Origin of the sequence: Pseudomonas cavernicola, assembly GCF_003596405.1 — a bacterium.
Lineage (GTDB): Bacteria > Pseudomonadota > Gammaproteobacteria > Pseudomonadales > Pseudomonadaceae > Aquipseudomonas > Aquipseudomonas cavernicola.
The window spans coordinates 1,425,688-1,444,397 of the sequence record NZ_QYUR01000002.1; the positions used below are offsets into that span (position 1 = coordinate 1,425,688).

Genomic DNA, 18,710 nt, shown 5'->3' on the forward strand with positions numbered 1-18,710 from the left:
AAATGAAGGCAAGCCGCGCCTGCCGCAAAAAGGCCGGCATTATACCCAGGCCTCCAATAGTCGGGGACGGGGAAAAATCTGCTAACGAATGCAGCGCACGCGTAGCGCGGCGTCTGCGCCATAATGTGCGCCGAGCTGAAAGGAGCCTCTATGAGCAGCACTGCCACAGTTGAAGGCGAAAAAATCCTCATTGTTGATGACGATCCCGGTCTACGGCGCTTGTTAGAGCGCTTTCTCGACGAGCAAGGCTACCGCGTACGGACGGTGGAAAACGTCGAGCAGATGGACCGTCTGCTGGCCCGCGAGTTGTTCCAATTGGTGGTGCTCGACCTGATGTTGCCGGGTGAAGACGGGTTGTCGGCCTGCCGGCGCCTGCGCGATTCGAACAATCAGGTGCCGATCATCATGCTCACCGCCAAAGGCGATGAGAGCAGCCGGATCCAGGGCTTGGAGCAGGGCGCCGACGATTATCTGGCCAAACCGTTCAACCCGCGCGAGCTGCTGGCACGGATCAAGGCAGTGTTGCGCCGGCAGTCCGCGCCGGTGCCGGGCGCGCCGGGCAGCGAGGACGAAACGGTCAGCTTTGGCGACTATGAGTTGTTCCTCGCCACCCGCGAGCTGAAGCGTGGCGACGAGCTGCACATGCTCACAACCGGTGAGTTCGCCGTGCTCAAAGCACTGGTGCAGCACGCTCGTGAGCCGCTGACCCGCGACAAGTTGATGAACCTGGCGCGGGGCCGCGAGTGGGACGCGCTGGAGCGTTCCATCGACGTGCAGATCTCGCGTTTGCGGCGGCTGATCGAGCCGGATCCGTCGAAGCCGCGTTATATCCAGACGGTCTGGGGTGTCGGCTACGTCTTCGTACCGGATGGCAATAAATGAGTTGTAGGGTGGGTTAGCCGCTGTGGCGGCGTAACCCACCAACCGCCCCGTCGGGGCGGCCACGCGATGCCTGCTGGCATCAATGGTGGGTTACGCCGCTAGCGCGGCTAACCCACCCTACGTATGACCTGTGCAGATGCTGCCTGATGAAAACCCCGCTGTGGTTCCCGCAAAGCTTTTTCGCCCGCACGCTCTGGCTGGTGCTGGTGGTGGTGCTGTTCTCCAAGGCACTGACTCTGGTTTATCTGATGATGAACGAGGACGTGCTGGTCGACCGCCAATACAGCCACGGCGCGGCGTTGACTGTGCGCGCCTATTGGGCGACCGACGCGGCGTCGCGCCCGCTGGTCGCCAAGGCCGCCGGCCTGCGCTGGACGCCGGACGCCGCAGCGCCGCCGGGTGAGCAGCATTGGCCCTACACCGGGATTTTCCAGCGGCAGATGCGCATGGAGCTGGGCCCGGATACCGAAGTGCGTTTGCGCGTGCATCAACCTTCCGCGCTGTGGGTACGGTCGCCCAGCCTCGGTGACGGTTGGATCGAGGTGCCGCTGTACCCGCACCCGTTGCGCGGGCAGAAAATCTGGAGCGTGCTCGGCTGGTTCCTGGCCATTGGCTTGTTGTCGACGGCGGCGGCCTGGATCTTCGTGCGCCAGCTCAATCAACCGCTCAAGCAGCTAGTGTTCGCTGCCCGCCAGCTCGGCCAGGGTCGCAGTGTGCGCCTGCCGATCAGCGACACGCCGAGCGAGATGGCCGAGGTGTATCGCGCCTTTAACCAGATGGCCGAGGGCGTTGAGCAAGCCGCCCGCGAGCGTGAGTTGATGCTCGCCGGGGTTTCCCATGATCTGCGTACGCCGCTGACCCGCCTGCGCTTGTCGCTGGAGCTGATGAACAGCGACGCCGAGCTGATCGACGATATGGTGCGCGACATCGAGGACATGGATGCGATCCTCGATCAGTTCCTCGCCTTTATCCGCGACGGCCGTGATGAGCGGCTGGAAGAAGTGGCGCTTGCCGAAGTTGTGAGCGAGGTAGTGGCACCGTTCAATCAAGATCTGGAGCGGGTGCGCCTATGTCTCGAGCCGGTGCCGCCATTCCCGCTGCGTCGGGTGTCGATCAAGCGCCTGCTGAACAACCTGATCGAGAATGCCTTGCACCACGGCGGCAATGCCGTGGAAGTGGCGGCCTACGTTTCCGGGGATCAGAGCGCACCCTACGTGGTGCTCAGCGTGATGGATCGTGGTCAGGGGATTAATCCGGCGGAGCTGGACGATATTTTCAATCCCTTCATTCGTGGCGACCGCGCGCGCGGCGGCAAGGGCACCGGTCTCGGCCTGGCGATCGTCAAACGCATCGCCGCCCAGCACGGTGGCAGCGTCGAGTTGCGCAACCGCTCAGGCGGTGGTCTGGAGGCTCGGGTGTGCTTGCCGTTGGGGCTGTTACTGCCACGCGACGCGGCTTGATCCGTGGAATGGATCCCTCAGAGAGGTAGGCTGGGTAGAGCCGTTTTTCGGCGAAACCCAGCTCATATCCCACTGGATTTCGCCAGGCTCTACCCAGCCTAGGGTTTTGCGTATTTCCAATGCGCCCCTTGCAAAAGCCAATCCGGATATAGCCATTTAATCCGCATAACGGATGCAGCAGCGCTGATCTATGCTACTTCAGCGTATTGGCACGAGGTCAGCATGCTCGCCGTATTTAAACGCCTACCCAAATGGACTTGGTGGCTACCGCTGCCGCTGCTCCATCTTGCTACCCGGTTATCGCTCACCACCCAGTTCAGTGAGGGGGTGGCGCTTTGGTATCTGCCATTTGCTCTGGGCCTGGTTTTCATCTTCTGGTGGGGGCCACGGGTACTGCCGGCAATTTACCTGAATGCCTGGCTGAGCATCCCGTTGTGGGATCTGGATTGGCACTGGGGCCCACTGTACGCGCTACCGGAAACACTCTGCATTGGTTTGGCGTGGTTGCTGCTGTGGCGCCGCGACTTCGATGTCGCCCTTCCAGATCTCAGCCATTTATTGCGCTTTATGCTGTTGGGTGTGCTGGTGCCGGTGACTCTGCTGGCCATCACTGGGCAAGGCGCGTTGCTGCTGGCGGGGCATGTAACGGTGGAAAACTGGGCAGCTGCCAGCTTGAACATCTGGCTGGCCGACTGCTTGAGCACACTGGTGATTGCCACACCCCTGCTGACCTATGCCACCGTGGTGTTGCGCCGCCGGGGCTGGGTGGCGCCACTGCCGGGCAGCGGAGCGCAGCCGTTGGTCGAACCATTGCAACGCTTACCGCCGTGGCCATTGTTAGTGGCCCTGTTGTTTGGCCTGCCCTGGCTGCTGGGTGTGTTGCCACTGCCGCTTACCTTGCCGTTACTGGGCCTGGCCATGCTCAGCCTGGCAATGCTCTGGGGTTTTCCTGGCGCGCTCTGCGGCGCGGCGCTGAGCAGTCTGATGATTCTCGCGGTGCCGCTGGCATACGGTTATATCAAGGTATCCGAGTTGCCCGACCCGCAGCTCAGCGAGCTACACCTCAGTGCGCTGATGTTGATGTTCGCCACCTTGCTGGTCGGCCGCAGCCTGAGTGACCTGCGTCTGGCGCTCAGTCGCAGTGCGCAGATGCAGCAGCAACTGGCGCTGACCAATCTGGCGCTGCAGGCCAGCCCGCTTGGTATCAGCATCGCCGATGCGCGTCAGCCCGATCTGCCGCTGATCTACTGCAACCCGATGTTTGAGCGCATCAGCGGTTATTCCCGCGAGGAGGTTCTCGGGCGCAACTGCCGTTTCCTACAGAGTGGTGACTGTAACCAAACCGAGCTGCCGCGCATGCGCGCGGCGTTGCAACTCGGTGAGCCGTGCCAGGTGGTGCTGCGTAACTACCGCAAGAATGGCAGCCAGTTTTGGAACGAAATCACCCTGGCACCGATGCGTGACGAGCAAGGCATCAGCCATTACGTCGCCCTGCAACACGATGTCAGCGCCCGTGAGCGGCTGGCGCTAGAGCTGGCGACGCGGCGCGAGGAGCTGCTGCGCCAGGCTCATTTGCTCTCGCAAACCGAGGCCATCGCCGATATCGGCGGCTGGGTGCTAGAGGTGCCGAGTTTCAACATGTTCTGGAGCGAGGGCAGCTTTCGCATTTATGAACTCGATCCGTCCGGGGCGACGCCGACTCTCAGTCAGGCCCTGAACTATTTCGATGAAGAGGGCGTCGCCCTGGTGCAGAAAACCCTGGCCGAGGTGCTGGAGTTCGCTCAGCCGTTCGACATCGAAGTGCGCTTGCTCACCGCTCGAGGCAACAGCCGCTGGCTGCGGATCAAGGGTTTGGCCGAGCGGGACGACGGGCGGGTCATCCGAATCTATGGCGCGATCCAGGACCTCTCCGCCCGTAAGCGTGCGGAGCAGCAGTTGCGTGAGCGCGATGAGTGGCTGCGGCTGTTCTTTGAGGCGCCGCTGATCGGCATGGCCATGATCAGCCCGCAACGCGTGTGGCTGGAGGTCAACGCCAAGCTTTGCCAGGTTCTTGGGCGCAACCGCGAGGAGCTGCGCGCCAGTTCCTGGGTGGCAATTACCCATCCAGACGATGTGGCGGTGGAGGCGCCGCTGTTCGAGTCGGTCAGGGCCGGACACCGCGATGATTATGAGCTGGATAAGCGCTTCCTGCGTGAAGACGGGAGCGTGATCTATACCCGCCTCAGCCTGCGTGCGGTGCGTGATCCGCAAGGGCGTTTGGAGGCCTGCCTGACCCTGGTCGAGGACATCACGGCGCGCCATGAGGCGGAGGCGCGCTACCGCGCGTTGGTCGAGCACGCCCCGGAAGCCATCGTGTTGTTCACCGCCGAGGGCGGCATGCTGGATGCCAATGAAAATGCCGCGCGGCTGTTCAATCTCAGCCGCGTCGAGTTGATCGGCAAGAGCCCGGTCGAGCTGAGCCCGCTGCGTCAGGCGGATGGCCGGACCTCTGCGCAAGCCGGCAACGAATACATCGTGGCGGCGCTGGACGGGGCGGCCCCGGTTTTCGAATGGCTACACCGCGACAGCGCCGGGCGCCTGCTGCCTTGTGAGGTGCGGCTAGTTCGGCTGCCGGGCGAGCAGCAGCTGATTCGCGGCAGCATCACCGATATCTCCGAACGCCAGCGTTATCAGCGCGAGATCGAGCGGCTGGCCTACAGCGATGATTTGACTGGCTTACCCAATCGCCGCCTGCTGCTCGACCGCCTGCAGCATGCGATGACCCGCGAGCTGCGCGACAGCAGTTTTGGCGCGCTGCTGTTTATCGATCTGGATCACTTCAAAACGGTCAACGACAGCCTGGGCCATCTGGTTGGCGATGCACTGCTGCGTGAAGTCACTGCGCGCTTGGCCGGTTGTCTGCGGGCGGAAGATACCTTGGCCCGGCTCGGTGGCGATGAATTTGTCGTGCTCCTTGAAGCCCTTGGCGAGAGCCCGGAAGTGGCCGGTGAGCATGCTGCGGAGGTCGGCGAGAAACTACTGCAGAGTTTGCTCGGCAGCTACCAACTCGACGGCCATGAACTGTCGGTCAGCGCCAGTATTGGTATCGCCTTGCATCCGTTCGCCGCGCAGGACGCAGCGGACGTGCTGAAACAGGCGGATACGGCGATGTACCGAGCCAAGCAGGGCGGCCGCAACGCCCTGCATTTCTTTGCCCCGGCCATGCAGGCGGTGATCGATCAACGCCTTCAGCTGCAAAGCGAACTGCGCCAGGCCATTCCCCGTGGCCAGCTGCACTTGATGTTCCAGCCGCAACTGACACTGGTCAACGGCCGGGTGGCCGGCGCCGAAGTGTTGTTGCGTTGGACGCACCCGGAGCGCGGCGAGATTCCACCTGCGCAGTTCATTCCGCTGGCGGAAGAAACCGGCCTGATACAGGAGCTCGGGGCCTGGGTGCTGGAGCAGGCCTGTGCGGCACTGGGGCGCTGGCATCAGCGCTGGCCGCAACTGGTGCTGGCGGTCAATCTCAGCCCCCATGAGCTGCGTCAGTTCGATCTGGTGCAGCGGGTCAGCGGCTGCCTGCAACATCACGGCTTGCCGGCCAGCGTGTTGGAACTGGAAATCACCGAAGGGGTGTTGTTAGAGGACGTTGATCAATGCATCGCCGCCATGCAGGCGCTGAAGCGGCTGGGGGTCCGCTTCGCGATTGACGATTTCGGCACCGGTTACTCCTCGTTGACCTATCTCAAACGTTTGCCGCTGGACCGTTTGAAGATCGACCGCAGCTTTATCAACGATTTGGAAGGCGAGGCCAGTGGCTTGATGCTGGTTGAAACCATCCTGGTGATTGCCCGTAACCTCGGTCTGGAGTGCGTCGCCGAAGGGATCGAAACCCAGTCCCAGTTCGACAGCCTGCGCGCGCATGGTTGCTCGCTGGGCCAGGGTTACTACTTCAGCCCGCCACTCAGCGAAGCAGCATTTCTCACCTGGCTGGCCGAGAGTTGAGCGCGGGCAATGTGTAGTTTCGTAGGTTGGTGCTGAGCGCAGCGATGCCCAACAAGGAGTCGCCCAGCGACTCCCCACTTACGGTCTCGAACTTGGAAGCCCGGCCTTGCAGGCCGGTTGTTGGGCATCGCCTTTGGCTCAGCACCAACCTACTGTCCGTTCGTTTTGGCTGCGCCTCAGCCCTTGCCTTTGGTGCGCGTCAGGTGCGGGCCGCCGTTTTTCTCCAGGTACTGGATGATCATGCTGGCGACATCCTTGCTGGTGGTGACTTCGATGCCTTCCAGCCCCGGCGAGGAGTTCACTTCCATGACCAGCGGGCCGTGGTTGGAGCGCAGGATGTCGACGCCGGCCACGCTTAGGCCCATGACCTTGGCCGCGCGAATGGCGGTCATGCGTTCTTCCGGGGTGATTTTGATCAGGCTGGCGGTGCCGCCGCGGTGCAGGTTGGAGCGGAACTCGCCGGGCTTGGCCTGGCGCTTCATCGAGGCGATCACCTTGTCGCCGACCACGAAGCAGCGAATATCCGCGCCGCCAGCTTCCTTGATGTACTCCTGCACCATGATGTTCTGCTTCAGGCCCATAAAGGCCTCGATCACCGACTCGGCGGCCTTCTCGGTTTCACACAGCACCACTCCGATCCCTTGCGTGCCTTCCAGTACCTTGATCACCAGCGGGGCACCGTTGACCATCTGGATCAAATCCGGAATGTCATCCGGTGAGTGGGCAAAACCGGTCACCGGCAGGCCGATGCCGCGGCGTGAGAGCAGTTGTAGCGAGCGCAGCTTGTCCCGCGAGCGGGCGATGGCCACCGACTCGCTGAGCGGGAACACGCCCATCATCTCGAACTGGCGCAGTACCGCGCAGCCATAGAAGGTGACCGAGGCGCCGATCCGCGGGATCACCGCGTCGAAGCCTTCCAGCGGTTTGCCGCGATAATGAATCTGTGGCTTGTGGCTGGCGATGTTCATATAGGCGCGCAGGGTGTCGATCACCACCATCTCATGGCCGCGCTGCTCGCCAGCTTCGACCAAACGACGGGTGGAATACAGACGCGGGTTACGCGACAGCACAGCGATCTTCATGCAGCACCTGTGACGGAAGAGGAAAGAGCCGGGAACGCCGGCTTATCTTGGATATAGGAAAGTGCCGGATTGACCACCAACTGGCCGTCAACCAAGGCGTTGGAGCCGAGCAGCAGGCGATAGCGCATAGCTTTGCGGCAGGCCAGGGTGAACTCGACCGACCACACCCGATCACCCAGCGCCAGGCTGGTGCGGATCACATAACGGCTCTGGGTCTGGCCGTTGGAGCTTTTGATAGTCTTCACCGCCACCAGAGGCGCCTCGCAACGGCGGTGGCGCAACTGCACCAGGGTGCCGAGGTGGGCATTAAAGCGAACCCAGCTTTCGCCATTGCGCTCGAACGGCACGATCTCGGTGGCATGCAGAGTAGACGTGCTGGCGCCGGTATCGATCTTCGCCCGCAAGCCCGCCACCCCGAGATCGGGCAGAGCAATCCATTCACGCAGGCCAATTACGCTGAGTTGGTCAAAAGTCTTCAAGTGCGGCTTTCCGAAAGGCTTGTCGCATTCTAGTCGGGCCGTATGACAACCGCATCTGCCGTTAATTCGTTAGAGTGAGCTGATCACGCGACCACCGTGCGCGCAGCCTACAGGAGCCAAGAGGACGCCGATGAACGAAAAAGATGACGGCAAGGTACGCCTGGACAAGTGGCTCTGGGCCGCGCGCTTCTATAAGACCCGCGCCTTGGCTAAGGCGGCCATCGAGGGTGGCAAGGTGCACTGCCGCGGCGAGCGCTGTAAGCCGAGCAAAGAGCCGCGGATCGGCGATGAGTTGCTGATTCGCAGCGGTTTCGATGAACGCACGGTGGTCGTGCAGGCACTGTCGGTGGTGCGCCGTGGCGCGCCGGAGGCACAGGCACTGTATGCGGAGACGGCCGAGAGCATCGCCCGCCGTGAACACGCCGCCCTGCAGCGCAAGGCCGGGGCCCTCGGTGTGGAAACCGATGGTCGGCCGAGCAAGAAACAGCGCCGCCAGCTCCAGCAGTTCCGTGGCAACCAGGATCAATAGAGGCTGCCAGCCAAGTCGATAGATAAGAGGCGCTTGGTCGGCTGTGGGTTTGCGCCTAAAATCGCCAACCCTGGCCACACTCAGCGAAATTGGCATGTCTGACTTTTCCCAACGTTTTCTCTTCGACGACAGTGACGTGCGCGGTGAGCTGGTCTCCCTCGGCGAAAGCTATACCCATGTGCTGGCCAAACACCCCTATCCCGAACCGGTCGCGCAGTTGCTCGGTGAAATGCTGGCGGCGGCGGCGCTTTTGGTTGGCACCTTGAAGTTCGAGGGGCTGCTGATCTTGCAGGCGCGCTCCTCCGGCGCGGTGCCATTGCTGATGGTGGAATGCTCCAGCGAGCGCGAACTGCGTGGCATCGCCCGCTACCATGCCGATCAGGTAACGGCCGACGCCGGCCTGCGCGAACTGATGCCCGAAGGCATGCTGACCTTGACCGTCGATCCGCGTAACGGGCAGCGTTACCAAGGCATTGTGGCGCTCGATGGAATCAATCTGTCCGCTTGCTTGTCAGACTACTTCGCGACCTCGGAACAACTGCCGACGCGCTTCTGGCTGAATGCCGATGGTCGGCGTGCTCGCGGCATGTTGCTGCAGCAGTTGCCGGCCGAGCGGATCAAAGACGCAGAGGCGCGAGCCGCCAGTTGGCAACATGTGACTGTGCTGGCCGAGACCTTGAGCGCCGAAGAACAGCTCGGACTGGACAATGAAACACTGCTGCACCGCCTCTATCATGAGGAACCGCTACGCTTGTTCGACCCGCAACCGCTGAAGTTTCGTTGCAGTTGCTCGCGTGATCGCTCGGCCAAGGCTCTGGTTAGCCTCGGTCAGCAGGATGCCGAACAACTGCTGCGCGAGCACGATGGCACCGTGGTGATCGACTGCCAGTTCTGCAATCAGCGTTATTCATTCGATGCTGCAGACGTCGCGCAGTTGTTCGCCGGTGGCGGTGTGCAAACGCCATCCGATACTCGGCACTAAGGGGCGCGGGCGCTAACCGCCCAATGATCTAATCAGAGGCTGCACTCGGCTTGTGCTTTTCTGGCATAATCCGGCGCACTTTTTTCGATGTAGTAGTGCTTTAGCTTTTACTACAAAACGTTTGGAGGCTCGGCCCTTGGCCGACGGGGACCCCACATGACGCAAGCCAATACCGCCGTGTACACCGACATTAGCGCCGCACAATTGGTCGAAGAGGCCATCCGTCGCGGTGAAGGCGAACTTGCCGCCAACGGCTCGCTGGTCGTTCGTACCGGCCACCGTACCGGCCGCTCGCCAGTTGACCGATTCATCGTCGAAGAGCCGAGCACCCAAGCTGCCATCGCCTGGGGCCCGATCAACCGCAAGTTCCCGGCCGACAAGTTCGACGCCCTGTGGAACCGCGTTGAAGCCTTCAGCGGTGAGCGTGAGCGTTTCGTTTCCCACGTCCATGTAGGCGCCGATGCTGAGCACTACCTGGCGGTCAAGATGACCACCAGCACCGCCTGGCACAACCTGTTCGGCCGTTGCCTGTTCATCAACCCGGAACAGTACAACCCGAGCGCCAAGCAAGAGTGGCAGATCCTCAATGTGCCGGAATTCGAGTGCGTGCCAGAGCGTGACGGCACCAACTCCGACGGTTGCGTGATCCTCAACTTCGCCGCCAAAAAAGTGCTGATCGCCGGCATGCGCTACGCCGGTGAAATGAAGAAAGCCATGTTCTCGGTGCAGAACTTCCTGCTCCCGGCCGTCGACGTACTGCCGATGCACTGCGCCGCCAACATCGGCGAAGAAGGCGACGTAACCCTGTTCTTCGGCCTGTCCGGCACCGGTAAAACCACCCTGTCGGCAGACGAAAGCCGCTACCTGATCGGCGACGACGAGCACGGCTGGGGCGTTGGCAGCGTGTTCAACATCGAGGGCGGCTGCTACGCCAAGTGCATCGACCTGTCCCAGAAGAACGAGCCGGTGATCTGGAAAGCCATCCAGTTCGGCGCGGTACTGGAAAACGTCGTGCTCGACCCGCTTACCCGTCTGCCTAACTACGCCGACGACAGCCTGACCCAGAACAGCCGTGCGGCCTACCCGATCGAACTGGTCGACAAGCGTTCCGAGAAAAACCTCGGCGGCGAGCCAAATGCTGTGATCTTCCTGACCTGCGACCTGACTGGCGTACTGCCGCCGGTGTCGATCCTCAACGAAGAGCAAGCGGCTTACCACTTCCTGTCCGGCTACACCGCGCTGGTCGGTTCCACCGAAATGGGTTCCGGCGGCGGCATCAAGTCGACCTTCTCCACCTGCTTCGGCGCACCGTTCTTCCCACGTCCGGCTGGCGAATACGCGGAACTGCTGATCAAGCGTATCCGCGGCTTCGGTTCCAAGGTCTACCTGGTCAATACCGGCTGGACCGGTGGTGGCTACGGTGTCGGCAAGCGCTTCAACATCCCGACTACCCGTGGCGTGATTGCAGCGATTCAGAGCGGCGCGCTGATCGGTACCGAGACCGAGCACCTGCCGATCATCAACCTGAACGTGCCGAAGTCGGTGCCGGGCGTTGAAACCAACCTGCTCAACCCGCGTACCACCTGGGCTGACCAGAACGCCTACGACGAAGCCGCGAAAGGTCTGGCGCAACAGTTCATCGAAAACTTTAAGAAGTTCGACGTGTCTGACGCCATCAAGAACGCCGGTCCGCAGCTGTAAGGCGCACCCGCTCATGAAAAAGCCGCCTATTGGCGGCTTTTTTGTGGATCACATGGTAGAAGGCGCCTTATTGGCAAGGCATCAAGCCTGCTGCAGCCGTGGTTCTGGCCGAAGTGGCTGCTGGTTGTCGCCATCAGCCTCACGGCCTTGGCCGGTGGTTGGCGCAGCGTAACGGGCGCCTGAACATCAAAACTGCTGGCCGCCTGGTTGATTCCAGGAAGCGGCGTAGGGTCGCCAAGCTGTGCAGTTCGAACGGGTCTTGGTCAACGCTGTGGCTGCTCTGACTTTTACAGTCAGCTAGGTGTTCGACTGGTTTCGCTCTTTGCGATCTGCCTCTACGCTGCTGCGGCTTCACGCGCAATTTGCGCGTTGTACTCTGTCTCTACACGTTGTTGGCCGGCATCCACGGCCTGATCAATCGGCTCCGGGTCTACACGTTCATCCGGTGCTTTAGCGACTTCGCCGCCGCGCAGGATGACGCGGGTGCTGAGTGGGAGGTTGGCGGTGCACCTGATCGTCATAGGATGAAATCCTCCTCGCAGCTAGCCTTGACCTTAGTGTAGATCGCGATACCCAGAGGGCATAGCCGGATTGGCAATATGGCAGTGGCTCCTTGGACTAAACCCGAATAACGGCTTTGCCCCGCTACTTCGGCATCTGCGGTACCACTGTGTACCAAGCTCAAGGCTCGCGGCATTCCGGGCTTCGCGACGCGCGAAGCCTATCCCTAAGCCAAGATTAGTCGCTGGGCTCAACAGCAACTAGTCGCTTTCTAACGCTCACCCAAAACCTACCCGCCGCTGCGTAATGCTCCGGGCGATGGGGGGGAAAGAGCCATACGCGGATGGTAAGTGGGCACGTAGCTTGGCTCTGAGCAAAGCGATGCCCAACGGGCGATCTACCAGGCACCGAAGTTTGTAGGGTGCAGCCCGCGCGGCAATTCCAGCCAACGCGCAAGTTTCACCCTACGGCCGAGGCCACCCCGCGAGCTTACAAACGCAAGCGGGTGCGTCGGGCCTTGTGATTGCCGCCTTGCGGCGAACACAGGCGCTGGTGAATCCGGCTGAGGAAGCCGACCTCGAACGCGCGACGCTGTATGCCTGGGGGCAGCGCTTCGCGCTCCAGAATCAGGTTGCCCCACAGCCAACAGCTGTCCGGATTGCTCAACCAGGCTTTGGCGCATTCCACGCCATTGGTAAAGGCCAGCCGACAGTCCGCCCGCCAAGCGATCTCGGCGCCTGGGTATTGGTCATGATCGGGAAGGTAGGTGATAAACGACTTACTCATCGCCCTGCCTCCCTTCTGCCAGCGTTTTGCGGTACAGCGCCGTAATCTGGCGGAACCACTCGTCGGAGTTCTGACCGCTCTCCTGCGACGGGGTAGGCCTGGCCTTCGTTTCCTCCAGGATGCTGAACAGCCTTTGCCGCATCGCTATCCGCTGCTCTGCGGTCAGCTGAAACTGGTGAACAGCGGAATCTGGCAAACCCTTCGACTCGAAGCGTCTAGGGAACGGGGTAACAGTAGGTTTTGAGTCAGCCATGGCGCACCTCCAAGACGGAGGACGATGACAAGGTGAACAGCCCAGGGTGGAGCCCTTGGGTAAAAGGGGGATAGCGCATATTCCTTATGCTCCTTGGTTCAATTCAGGAGCCGCAACCATCCGTTACCACGCGGAATGGAGGCGGACCGTACAAGGGTGGTAATACCGGGAACCAAGGGAACCGGCCAAGCCGAAGCCTGCCTTGCACGGCCCACCATAGAAATGCGGTAGCCAGACACAAAAAAAGCGCCGGCTACTCAGCTATGGCGCTACCGCGCCTTGGTTTGTCCGGGTTACCACACCCGGTCACGGGATTGACCGTGACGGACGCACTCTAGCCCGGTGAGAAGTAATGGACAAGCCCGAAGGGGGGTGGCTATTAGCCATAAAAATACTTGTTACGGCGCTCACTGTTCGGGTAGGTTCAGCGCATGCAGTGACGCAATCCGCAGGCTGGAAGCCAAGATACTCCCCTCCGGTTAGAAGCAAACTGCGAACGAATGTTGGCGACAGATAAGAAAATAAATCGATCCCCTTTAATCGTGATAACGCAACGCAACGCAACGAGTAGTCAGGGCTTTTCGTCCATGGTGTATAACTCCCTTATGCTGCCAGTCGACCGCCACAATGCCCAGCCTAGACAGGGATAGACGAGAGGACAAGGAATGTTATCCACCACGCCCGTAAAATCGTTATTACACCATTTGGTGTCTATTTATAGTTAGATATATGAGCAAAAAATCGAATCAGCATTATGTGCCACAATTTTACTTTCGATTATTTTCAAATGACGGAAAATCCATTTGTGTTTTTAACAGAAAAAACGGCAAATCTTGCCCTTCCGCATCTATAAAGGGACAAGCCTCTAAGCACAAGTTTTATGGAAGCGAGGAAATAGAAGATGCATTCTCCAATCTTGAAGGAATATTTAGCGGTCCACTTCGGCTTTTAAAAAGCTGCTCGGATTTGCGTGAGCTTTCAGAAGCTGATTACCTTTTAACGCTTCAGGCAATAATGTTTCAAAGAGCGCGCACATTGGCAGCAAGAAACAGCTCTCATCCCATGAACGACCGGCTTACCAAACTATGGCTAGAAGCTGAAATTAATAAGAACGAAGACCTTTCAGATGAGCAAAAGCATGAATTCATATCTAGTCTGGACCTATTTGAAATAGACCCTCTCAGATTCCATCTTGAGCAAATAAAAATTTCAATTGAGCAAGCCGACTTATTAAGCGATCTTATACCGGTATTGCTTGATAATAGAACTAATCGGCCATTTATATTTAGTGACTCACCAGCAGTATTCCACAATTCATACTACGGGAATGTAAAATTAAGAGGGGTCTTAGGTTTTACCACACCCGGCCTGCAAATTTTCTTTCCACTATGTGAGAAACGAACCCTATTACTCGTAGACCCTCAAAGGTATTCAGTCAAGAGAATTCGCGACGGAAATATGGTTCATGTCCGAGACTTGCAGGATGTAGCAGCCATAAATAAGCTACAAATACACTCCGCCACTACAGCTATATATTTTTCTGACTACAAGTATGCTGATTATGTAACAAGCATCTGGGCTCAAGAGAATAAAAAATTATCTGAAAATCTAGTGAACGTAATTGAAGCACCAAGCTTCGACTACGACGGCACCCCACGGGGAGATATTGTCCACAGTTTCGCCCCAACACTACCAATTAATCTAAAGCTCTCATTCCTAGAACATGAAGTATTAGGGGACAACGACTATGATTTTTCAGAACGGAGTGCATACGTCTAACTAGCGGTTAAAGTCGTTCGCTTTGCTCACTCGGGACTGGCTAAAGCCCGCCCCTTAACCAAACGTTAGAGCTCTAGCCATATGAATAACAAAATTAATATTCGTCTTTCTGAACATCAAGATCATGAAGCGGTAGGCATACTTACTTGGGAGCTCTTAAATGAGTTATTCCCAAAGTGCGCGGACCAATTTGAAAAATCAAAATTTATAACCACATCGCGAACTTTGCTTTCCGAGGGTAAGCGTTTCTGGTCGCTGGTCGCGGAGCTAAACAACGAAGTCGTGGCCATATTAAATATTAATGAATGTGCAGCCATTTATACTGGCGGCTCATTTGGTGAAATAACAGAATTTTATATTAAGCCAAGTTTTCGTTCAAAGGGCATTGGTGCTAGGCTTATTGAGGCAGCAAAGATATTTTGTGCTGAAAAAGGCTGGTCCGCTCTAGAGGTAGGAGCGCCGCCATCTGATCCATGGCAAAGAACCATTGACTTCTATCTTGAAAATGGATTTTCAATTATTGGGCCTCGCCTTGAAGCCACAATTAAATCGCTCTAACTACAAGTTCAAGCCGCTCGCTGCGCTCTCTGGGACGGCGTGCCGCCACCCCTTAACTTAAACGTTAGGCACATTAGACGCTATGGAATATTCGGAGATTGAAAAGTTGATTTCGCTTCTAGGTAGCTTTGGCATAGGCGCCATAATAGGCGGCGGGACAATCTATCTATTTATAAAGTCCTTTATCCCTTCATATTTGTCCGAAAAAGCAAAGAATCTCGCTTCGAAAGAAGACATCAAATACATTACTGAAAAAGTTGAGTCAGTGAAATCTGATTACGCTCATCTATTAGAAGAAGCTAGAAGCAGTTATCAATTGAAATTTGCCGCTGTAGAGCGTGAGAAGAACATCAAGAAAGAAGTGTACATGGAGGCTGTGGAAGCCATTACACGCAGCCAAAATATAATTGCTGGCTTTTGCAATCTAAATTTGAGCGAAGAACAAATCACCTCAAGCATGAGCGTCGATGCTGGCAAAGTAGCAAAAATCCAGGTAGTTGGTAGCAAAGAAACCGTAAGAACTGTTACCGATTATATGGCTGAGATTGGAACAGCCTCATTAGATTTAATGCTAAAAAGAAGCGAGTTAATGCTAAGAAAAAGCTCAATTCATACCTATGAATCTTTGCGAAACAAGTCACAGCAAGAAATTGATCGATATATAGCAATCATGAAAAATCTAAACCTGCAGGGAAGCACAGATCAATCTCTATGGGATACAGTAAGTCGCAATATAGAATATGAACAGGGACAATTCGACAAATATCAAGCTGAGCTTGATACGCTCTGGAAAACCCAGAATAAGGAGCATCTGAAATTTACCAGAGAGTGTATGGGTAGATTCTTTGATATCTCGCTATTGCTTCCGCCAGCGGTTTTAGCTGTTAGAAACGAGCTAGATCTTGAAATAGCTAGCGAAGATTATTTGGATATTTTTAACGAAAATATTAATAAAGGCAGGCGCGTATTCGAAGCATTCTTGCATCGGATAGAGCAAGGAAATATCTAACAAAAATATCAACTACGCGCCTACGGCGCCGGTTATGTTAACGTTAGGTGGTAAAAGCAACTAACAAGGTGCGCGCATGGAAGTTACGCAACCCAATCATAAAATTCGCTTTCTTTCCGGCGCTCCGCGTCGTCGTGAAGAATCCGGCCCGCAACATCTGCTTGGCTCTCGCCGACACACCGCATGCACCCGCCTCAACCTTAAGCGCGGCACGCGTATGCTCAAACACGCAAATCAAGCATCGCTGAGTTATTCAATTTCTACGTCCGGCTTGAGTCCGCATCCGGGCCTAACAAACGGTTCAAATCGTTCGCTTCGCTCACTGGGACGGGCTAAAGCCCGCCCCTTAACCTGAACTTTAGACGCATGGAATCGCTATGAGAGCCTTAACATATATTATTTTAACTCTACTCTTGGTCGGTTGCGGATCAGAAACCATACAGATTCCTGAACAGTCAGAAATACAAGAAATAAATATTTGCCAAGGGAGGCATGACTGCAATATTGGCAAATCCATGATTAATGACCAATACATCATAAAAAAAGCGCTGCAAGAGACACTAAAACATAGCCAGTCATGGCAAACAGAGCCTGAAATGGCCTTAACAACAGGCTGGTTAACATATCCAACACCTACTGACACCGTTGCCTTCAAAGGTCGCGACAACAACACCCTGCTCGTCTTATGGTTTGGCAGTGGCTGGATTGGCACCTGGCAAATAAAAGAAGGAAAGCACGTCAAATTTTTCAAAAGGGTCAGTGCAGAGGAAGTTAAAAGCCTTAGACTCACCTTAAGCATGAAGAACCCTTAACCACAACCGTGCAAATGTCTAACTATTCGTATATGGACTCTCCCCACAAGTAGTGAGTAAAGCTCTTCCAACCCTGTCGTCAGTGCGGTTGCATTCGCATAATCACAACAACGCTGCTGTTCGAATGCAGGTCTATGCCACGGAATTTCATCACTGCCTCCGCGAGTAAAAGACAAAGTTCGCATCTTGAATTTTGCTCCACTGTTGCCCGGCGGGAGGAGGCTGGCTAGATGATTCTCAGACCACGAATATTTCCCTTATTTCTTTCCGATAAACCGTGGTCTACCCCCCATTACAGTTCAGGGCATTAGTCGGGAGCCTTTGCAGGCTGTGCGGCTCGGCTGGGTTTGAGTTGGCAGTAGGTTCGTTATCGCGGCCATGGGCCGCTCCTACAGGTTGGTGTTGGCGTGGGGCTGCTCGGCCTGGGTTTGGCCGAGCAGTGGCCAGGTGGGCGCTTTGGCTAGGGGTAGGTAATGGAGACCAGGTAGGCCTTCGGTTGCCCGGCCACAGGCGGTTGCCCGTTGATGCGGTAGCTCTGCGAAAAGGTGTTGCCGCCAGTTGCGGGCGTGCTGCCGAGCAGTCGCATGTCGGCGGAGGGGGCCTGCTGGCCAGTCTCGTCCAGCAGTTGTACCGTTCCCTGTGTGTTGCCGGCTGGCTGGATGTTTAGCGTCGCGCCGCGTGTGTGGAGCGAACATCCGCTCAGGTTCAAGGTCGCGCCTGAGGCATTCGTGCTGATCGAGCAGGGTGGTTCGACGATTGCGCCGACAAAACTGATCGTCCCCCCCGTGGCAGCCAGAGCCTGGGTGGATGCGATTCCGGCTAGGAGCAACAGACTGGCTATGTGCTTTCCAATGTTCATGGTCAAGGCCTCGCTCTGCTTAGAATTCTTGTCCGTGAAATTTAGGATAGTTCCTAGCTGGGTCGGGTCGACTGGTTCACAACTCACGCCGAATGATTGCAAATGGCCACTACTGGTGTGCGCTCACACTTGCGCGATCGCCATGATCTGCTCGATCAACCATTGCAGCGCCGCATCGCGCTGACGTTGGGCCAGGCTGACGATTTCCAGGTGGAAGGGGCCAAGGGCGAAGGGCAGGTCGAACAGTTGCAGCGGCAACAGCCCGGCGAAGTGGCGGGCCAATTGGGTTGGCAAGACGGCTGCCAGTTCGCTGCTGGCGACGATATGCGCGGCCTGTAGATAGTTCGGCGTGGTGTAAAGAATCTCGCGGCTGAGGCCTTGTTCGCCAAGCCACTGGTCGACCATGCCGCGGGTCTGTCCGCCGTGGACCCAGAGGTGGCGCAGTTGCAGAAAGGTGTCGAGATCCAGGTTGCCATGTAGCTGCGGATGATTCTGGCGCAGCGCCACTTGCAGGGTTTCGCTCATCCAGTGGCGGCGGGCGAAGCGCGCGGGCACCTCTTCGAAGCGCCCCAGCACCAGATCCAGCTCGCCTTTATCCAGGGCTTCTGCGGGCAGGGTCGGGCTCAGGTGGCGGATGTCGATGCGGATGCCGGGCGCCTGCTGGCTGAGCTGTTGGAGCAGGCGCGGCATGCAGATCAGCTCGACGTAATCGGTCACCGCAATGCTGAAGCGCTGACGGCTGCGCGCCGGGTCGAACACTTCGCCGGCGCTGAGGCTTTGCTCGATCTGCTGCAACGCCGCACGGATTGGCGCCTCCAGCGCCAGCGCCCGTGGGGTTGGTTGCATGGCGCGACCGACGCGCACCAGCAGGGGGTCGTCGAGCAATACCCGCAGGCGATTCAGTGCGTTGCTGACTGCTGGTTGGCTCAAGGCCAGGCGCTCGGCGGCGCGCGAGACGTTGCATTCGCGCAGCAGCGCATCGAGCACACGCAGTAGGTTGAGGTCGAAGTTAGAGATATTCATTGAGTGAATGCCAAATATCACAAGACTAAAT

At 57.7% G+C, this 18,710-nt stretch carries 17 protein-coding genes; 10 read left to right on the forward strand and 7 right to left on the reverse strand.

Annotated elements, in window-relative coordinates:
• The first annotated feature begins 150 nt into the window (after window positions 1-150).
• The 3 genes from ompR to D3879_RS07010 all read left to right on the forward strand — a co-directional run bounded on the left by ompR (window position 151) and on the right by D3879_RS07010 (window position 6,326).
• Window positions 151-882: an osmolarity response regulator transcription factor OmpR gene (gene ompR, locus D3879_RS07000; protein WP_119953338.1), complete on the forward strand. Its 732-nt coding sequence runs from the start codon at window positions 151-153 to the stop codon at window positions 880-882.
• 146 nt (window positions 883-1,028) lie between these two features.
• On the forward strand, window positions 1,029-2,342 hold the full coding sequence (locus D3879_RS07005) for an ATP-binding protein (protein WP_119953339.1): 1,314 nt from the start codon (window positions 1,029-1,031) through the stop codon (window positions 2,340-2,342).
• 222 nt (window positions 2,343-2,564) lie between these two features.
• On the forward strand, window positions 2,565-6,326 hold the full coding sequence (locus D3879_RS07010) for a bifunctional diguanylate cyclase/phosphodiesterase (protein WP_119953340.1): 3,762 nt from the start codon (window positions 2,565-2,567) through the stop codon (window positions 6,324-6,326).
• A 176-nt stretch (window positions 6,327-6,502) separates the two neighbouring features.
• Here the strand turns inward: D3879_RS07010 and rimK are convergent, their stop codons facing one another.
• Both rimK and rimB read right to left on the reverse strand, forming a co-directional pair.
• Window positions 6,503-7,408, reverse strand: coding sequence for a 30S ribosomal protein S6--L-glutamate ligase (gene rimK, locus D3879_RS07015; protein WP_119953341.1), 906 nt, complete (start codon window positions 7,406-7,408; stop codon window positions 6,503-6,505).
• Window positions 7,405-7,887, reverse strand: a complete 483-nt coding sequence (gene rimB / locus D3879_RS07020; RefSeq protein ID WP_119953342.1) for a retropepsin-like aspartic endopeptidase RimB — start codon at window positions 7,885-7,887, stop codon at window positions 7,405-7,407. Before rimB ends, rimK begins: the two co-directional genes overlap by 4 nt.
• A gap of 130 nt (window positions 7,888-8,017) precedes the next feature.
• On the opposite strand from rimB, the gene D3879_RS07025 reads away from it, so the two are divergent.
• The 3 genes from D3879_RS07025 to D3879_RS07035 all read left to right on the forward strand — a co-directional run bounded on the left by D3879_RS07025 (window position 8,018) and on the right by D3879_RS07035 (window position 11,099).
• Window positions 8,018-8,416 carry an RNA-binding S4 domain-containing protein gene (locus tag D3879_RS07025; protein WP_119953343.1) on the forward strand — a complete coding sequence of 133 codons (399 nt, stop codon included), beginning with the start codon at window positions 8,018-8,020 and terminating at the stop codon, window positions 8,414-8,416.
• Window positions 8,417-8,504: 88 nt separating this feature from the next.
• Window positions 8,505-9,398 (forward strand): Hsp33 family molecular chaperone HslO, encoded by an 894-nt coding sequence (gene hslO / locus D3879_RS07030; RefSeq protein ID WP_119954912.1) that lies wholly within the window; start codon window positions 8,505-8,507, stop codon window positions 9,396-9,398.
• A 156-nt stretch (window positions 9,399-9,554) separates the two neighbouring features.
• Window positions 9,555-11,099 carry a phosphoenolpyruvate carboxykinase gene (locus tag D3879_RS07035; RefSeq protein WP_119953344.1) on the forward strand — a complete coding sequence of 515 codons (1,545 nt, stop codon included), beginning with the start codon at window positions 9,555-9,557 and terminating at the stop codon, window positions 11,097-11,099.
• 335 nt (window positions 11,100-11,434) lie between these two features.
• On the opposite strand, the gene D3879_RS07040 is transcribed toward D3879_RS07035, so the two are convergent.
• The 3 genes from D3879_RS07040 to D3879_RS07050 form a co-directional block, all read right to left on the reverse strand.
• The gene (locus D3879_RS07040) at window positions 11,435-11,620 is read right to left on the reverse strand and encodes a hypothetical protein (RefSeq protein WP_119953345.1); all 186 of its coding nucleotides are present in this window, start codon (window positions 11,618-11,620) and stop codon (window positions 11,435-11,437) included.
• Between the two features lie 469 nt (window positions 11,621-12,089).
• Window positions 12,090-12,386 carry a LasR-specific antiactivator QslA gene (locus tag D3879_RS07045; protein ID WP_119953346.1) on the reverse strand — a complete coding sequence of 99 codons (297 nt, stop codon included), beginning with the start codon at window positions 12,384-12,386 and terminating at the stop codon, window positions 12,090-12,092.
• Complete coding sequence (locus D3879_RS07050) at window positions 12,379-12,639, reverse strand: hypothetical protein (protein ID WP_119953347.1); 261 nt, start codon at window positions 12,637-12,639, stop codon at window positions 12,379-12,381. The genes D3879_RS07045 and D3879_RS07050 overlap by 8 nt, the downstream gene beginning before the upstream one ends.
• Window positions 12,640-13,368: 729 nt before the next feature.
• Here D3879_RS07050 and D3879_RS07055 point away from each other — a divergent pair.
• The 4 genes from D3879_RS07055 to D3879_RS07070 all read left to right on the forward strand — a co-directional run bounded on the left by D3879_RS07055 (window position 13,369) and on the right by D3879_RS07070 (window position 16,797).
• Window positions 13,369-14,418, forward strand: coding sequence for a DUF4238 domain-containing protein (locus tag D3879_RS07055; RefSeq protein WP_119953348.1), 1,050 nt, complete (start codon window positions 13,369-13,371; stop codon window positions 14,416-14,418).
• 81 nt (window positions 14,419-14,499) lie between these two features.
• Window positions 14,500-14,976, forward strand: a complete 477-nt coding sequence (locus D3879_RS07060) for a GNAT family N-acetyltransferase (RefSeq protein WP_119953349.1) — start codon at window positions 14,500-14,502, stop codon at window positions 14,974-14,976.
• Between the two features lie 82 nt (window positions 14,977-15,058).
• Window positions 15,059-15,985, forward strand: coding sequence for a chromosome segregation ATPase (locus D3879_RS07065; protein ID WP_119953350.1), 927 nt, complete (start codon window positions 15,059-15,061; stop codon window positions 15,983-15,985).
• Between the two features lie 377 nt (window positions 15,986-16,362).
• Window positions 16,363-16,797 (forward strand): hypothetical protein, encoded by a 435-nt coding sequence (locus tag D3879_RS07070; RefSeq protein WP_119953351.1) that lies wholly within the window; start codon window positions 16,363-16,365, stop codon window positions 16,795-16,797.
• Between the two features lie 460 nt (window positions 16,798-17,257).
• Here the strand turns inward: D3879_RS07070 and D3879_RS07075 are convergent, their stop codons facing one another.
• Together D3879_RS07075 and D3879_RS07080 are read right to left on the reverse strand one after the other, a co-directional pair.
• Window positions 17,258-17,662, reverse strand: coding sequence for a fimbrial protein (locus tag D3879_RS07075; protein WP_158592070.1), 405 nt, complete (start codon window positions 17,660-17,662; stop codon window positions 17,258-17,260).
• Window positions 17,663-17,779: 117 nt separating this feature from the next.
• A complete protein-coding gene (locus D3879_RS07080; protein ID WP_119953353.1) occupies window positions 17,780-18,679 on the reverse strand; it encodes a LysR family transcriptional regulator in 900 nt (299 codons plus the stop codon).
• Between the last annotated feature and the right edge of the window lie 31 nt (window positions 18,680-18,710).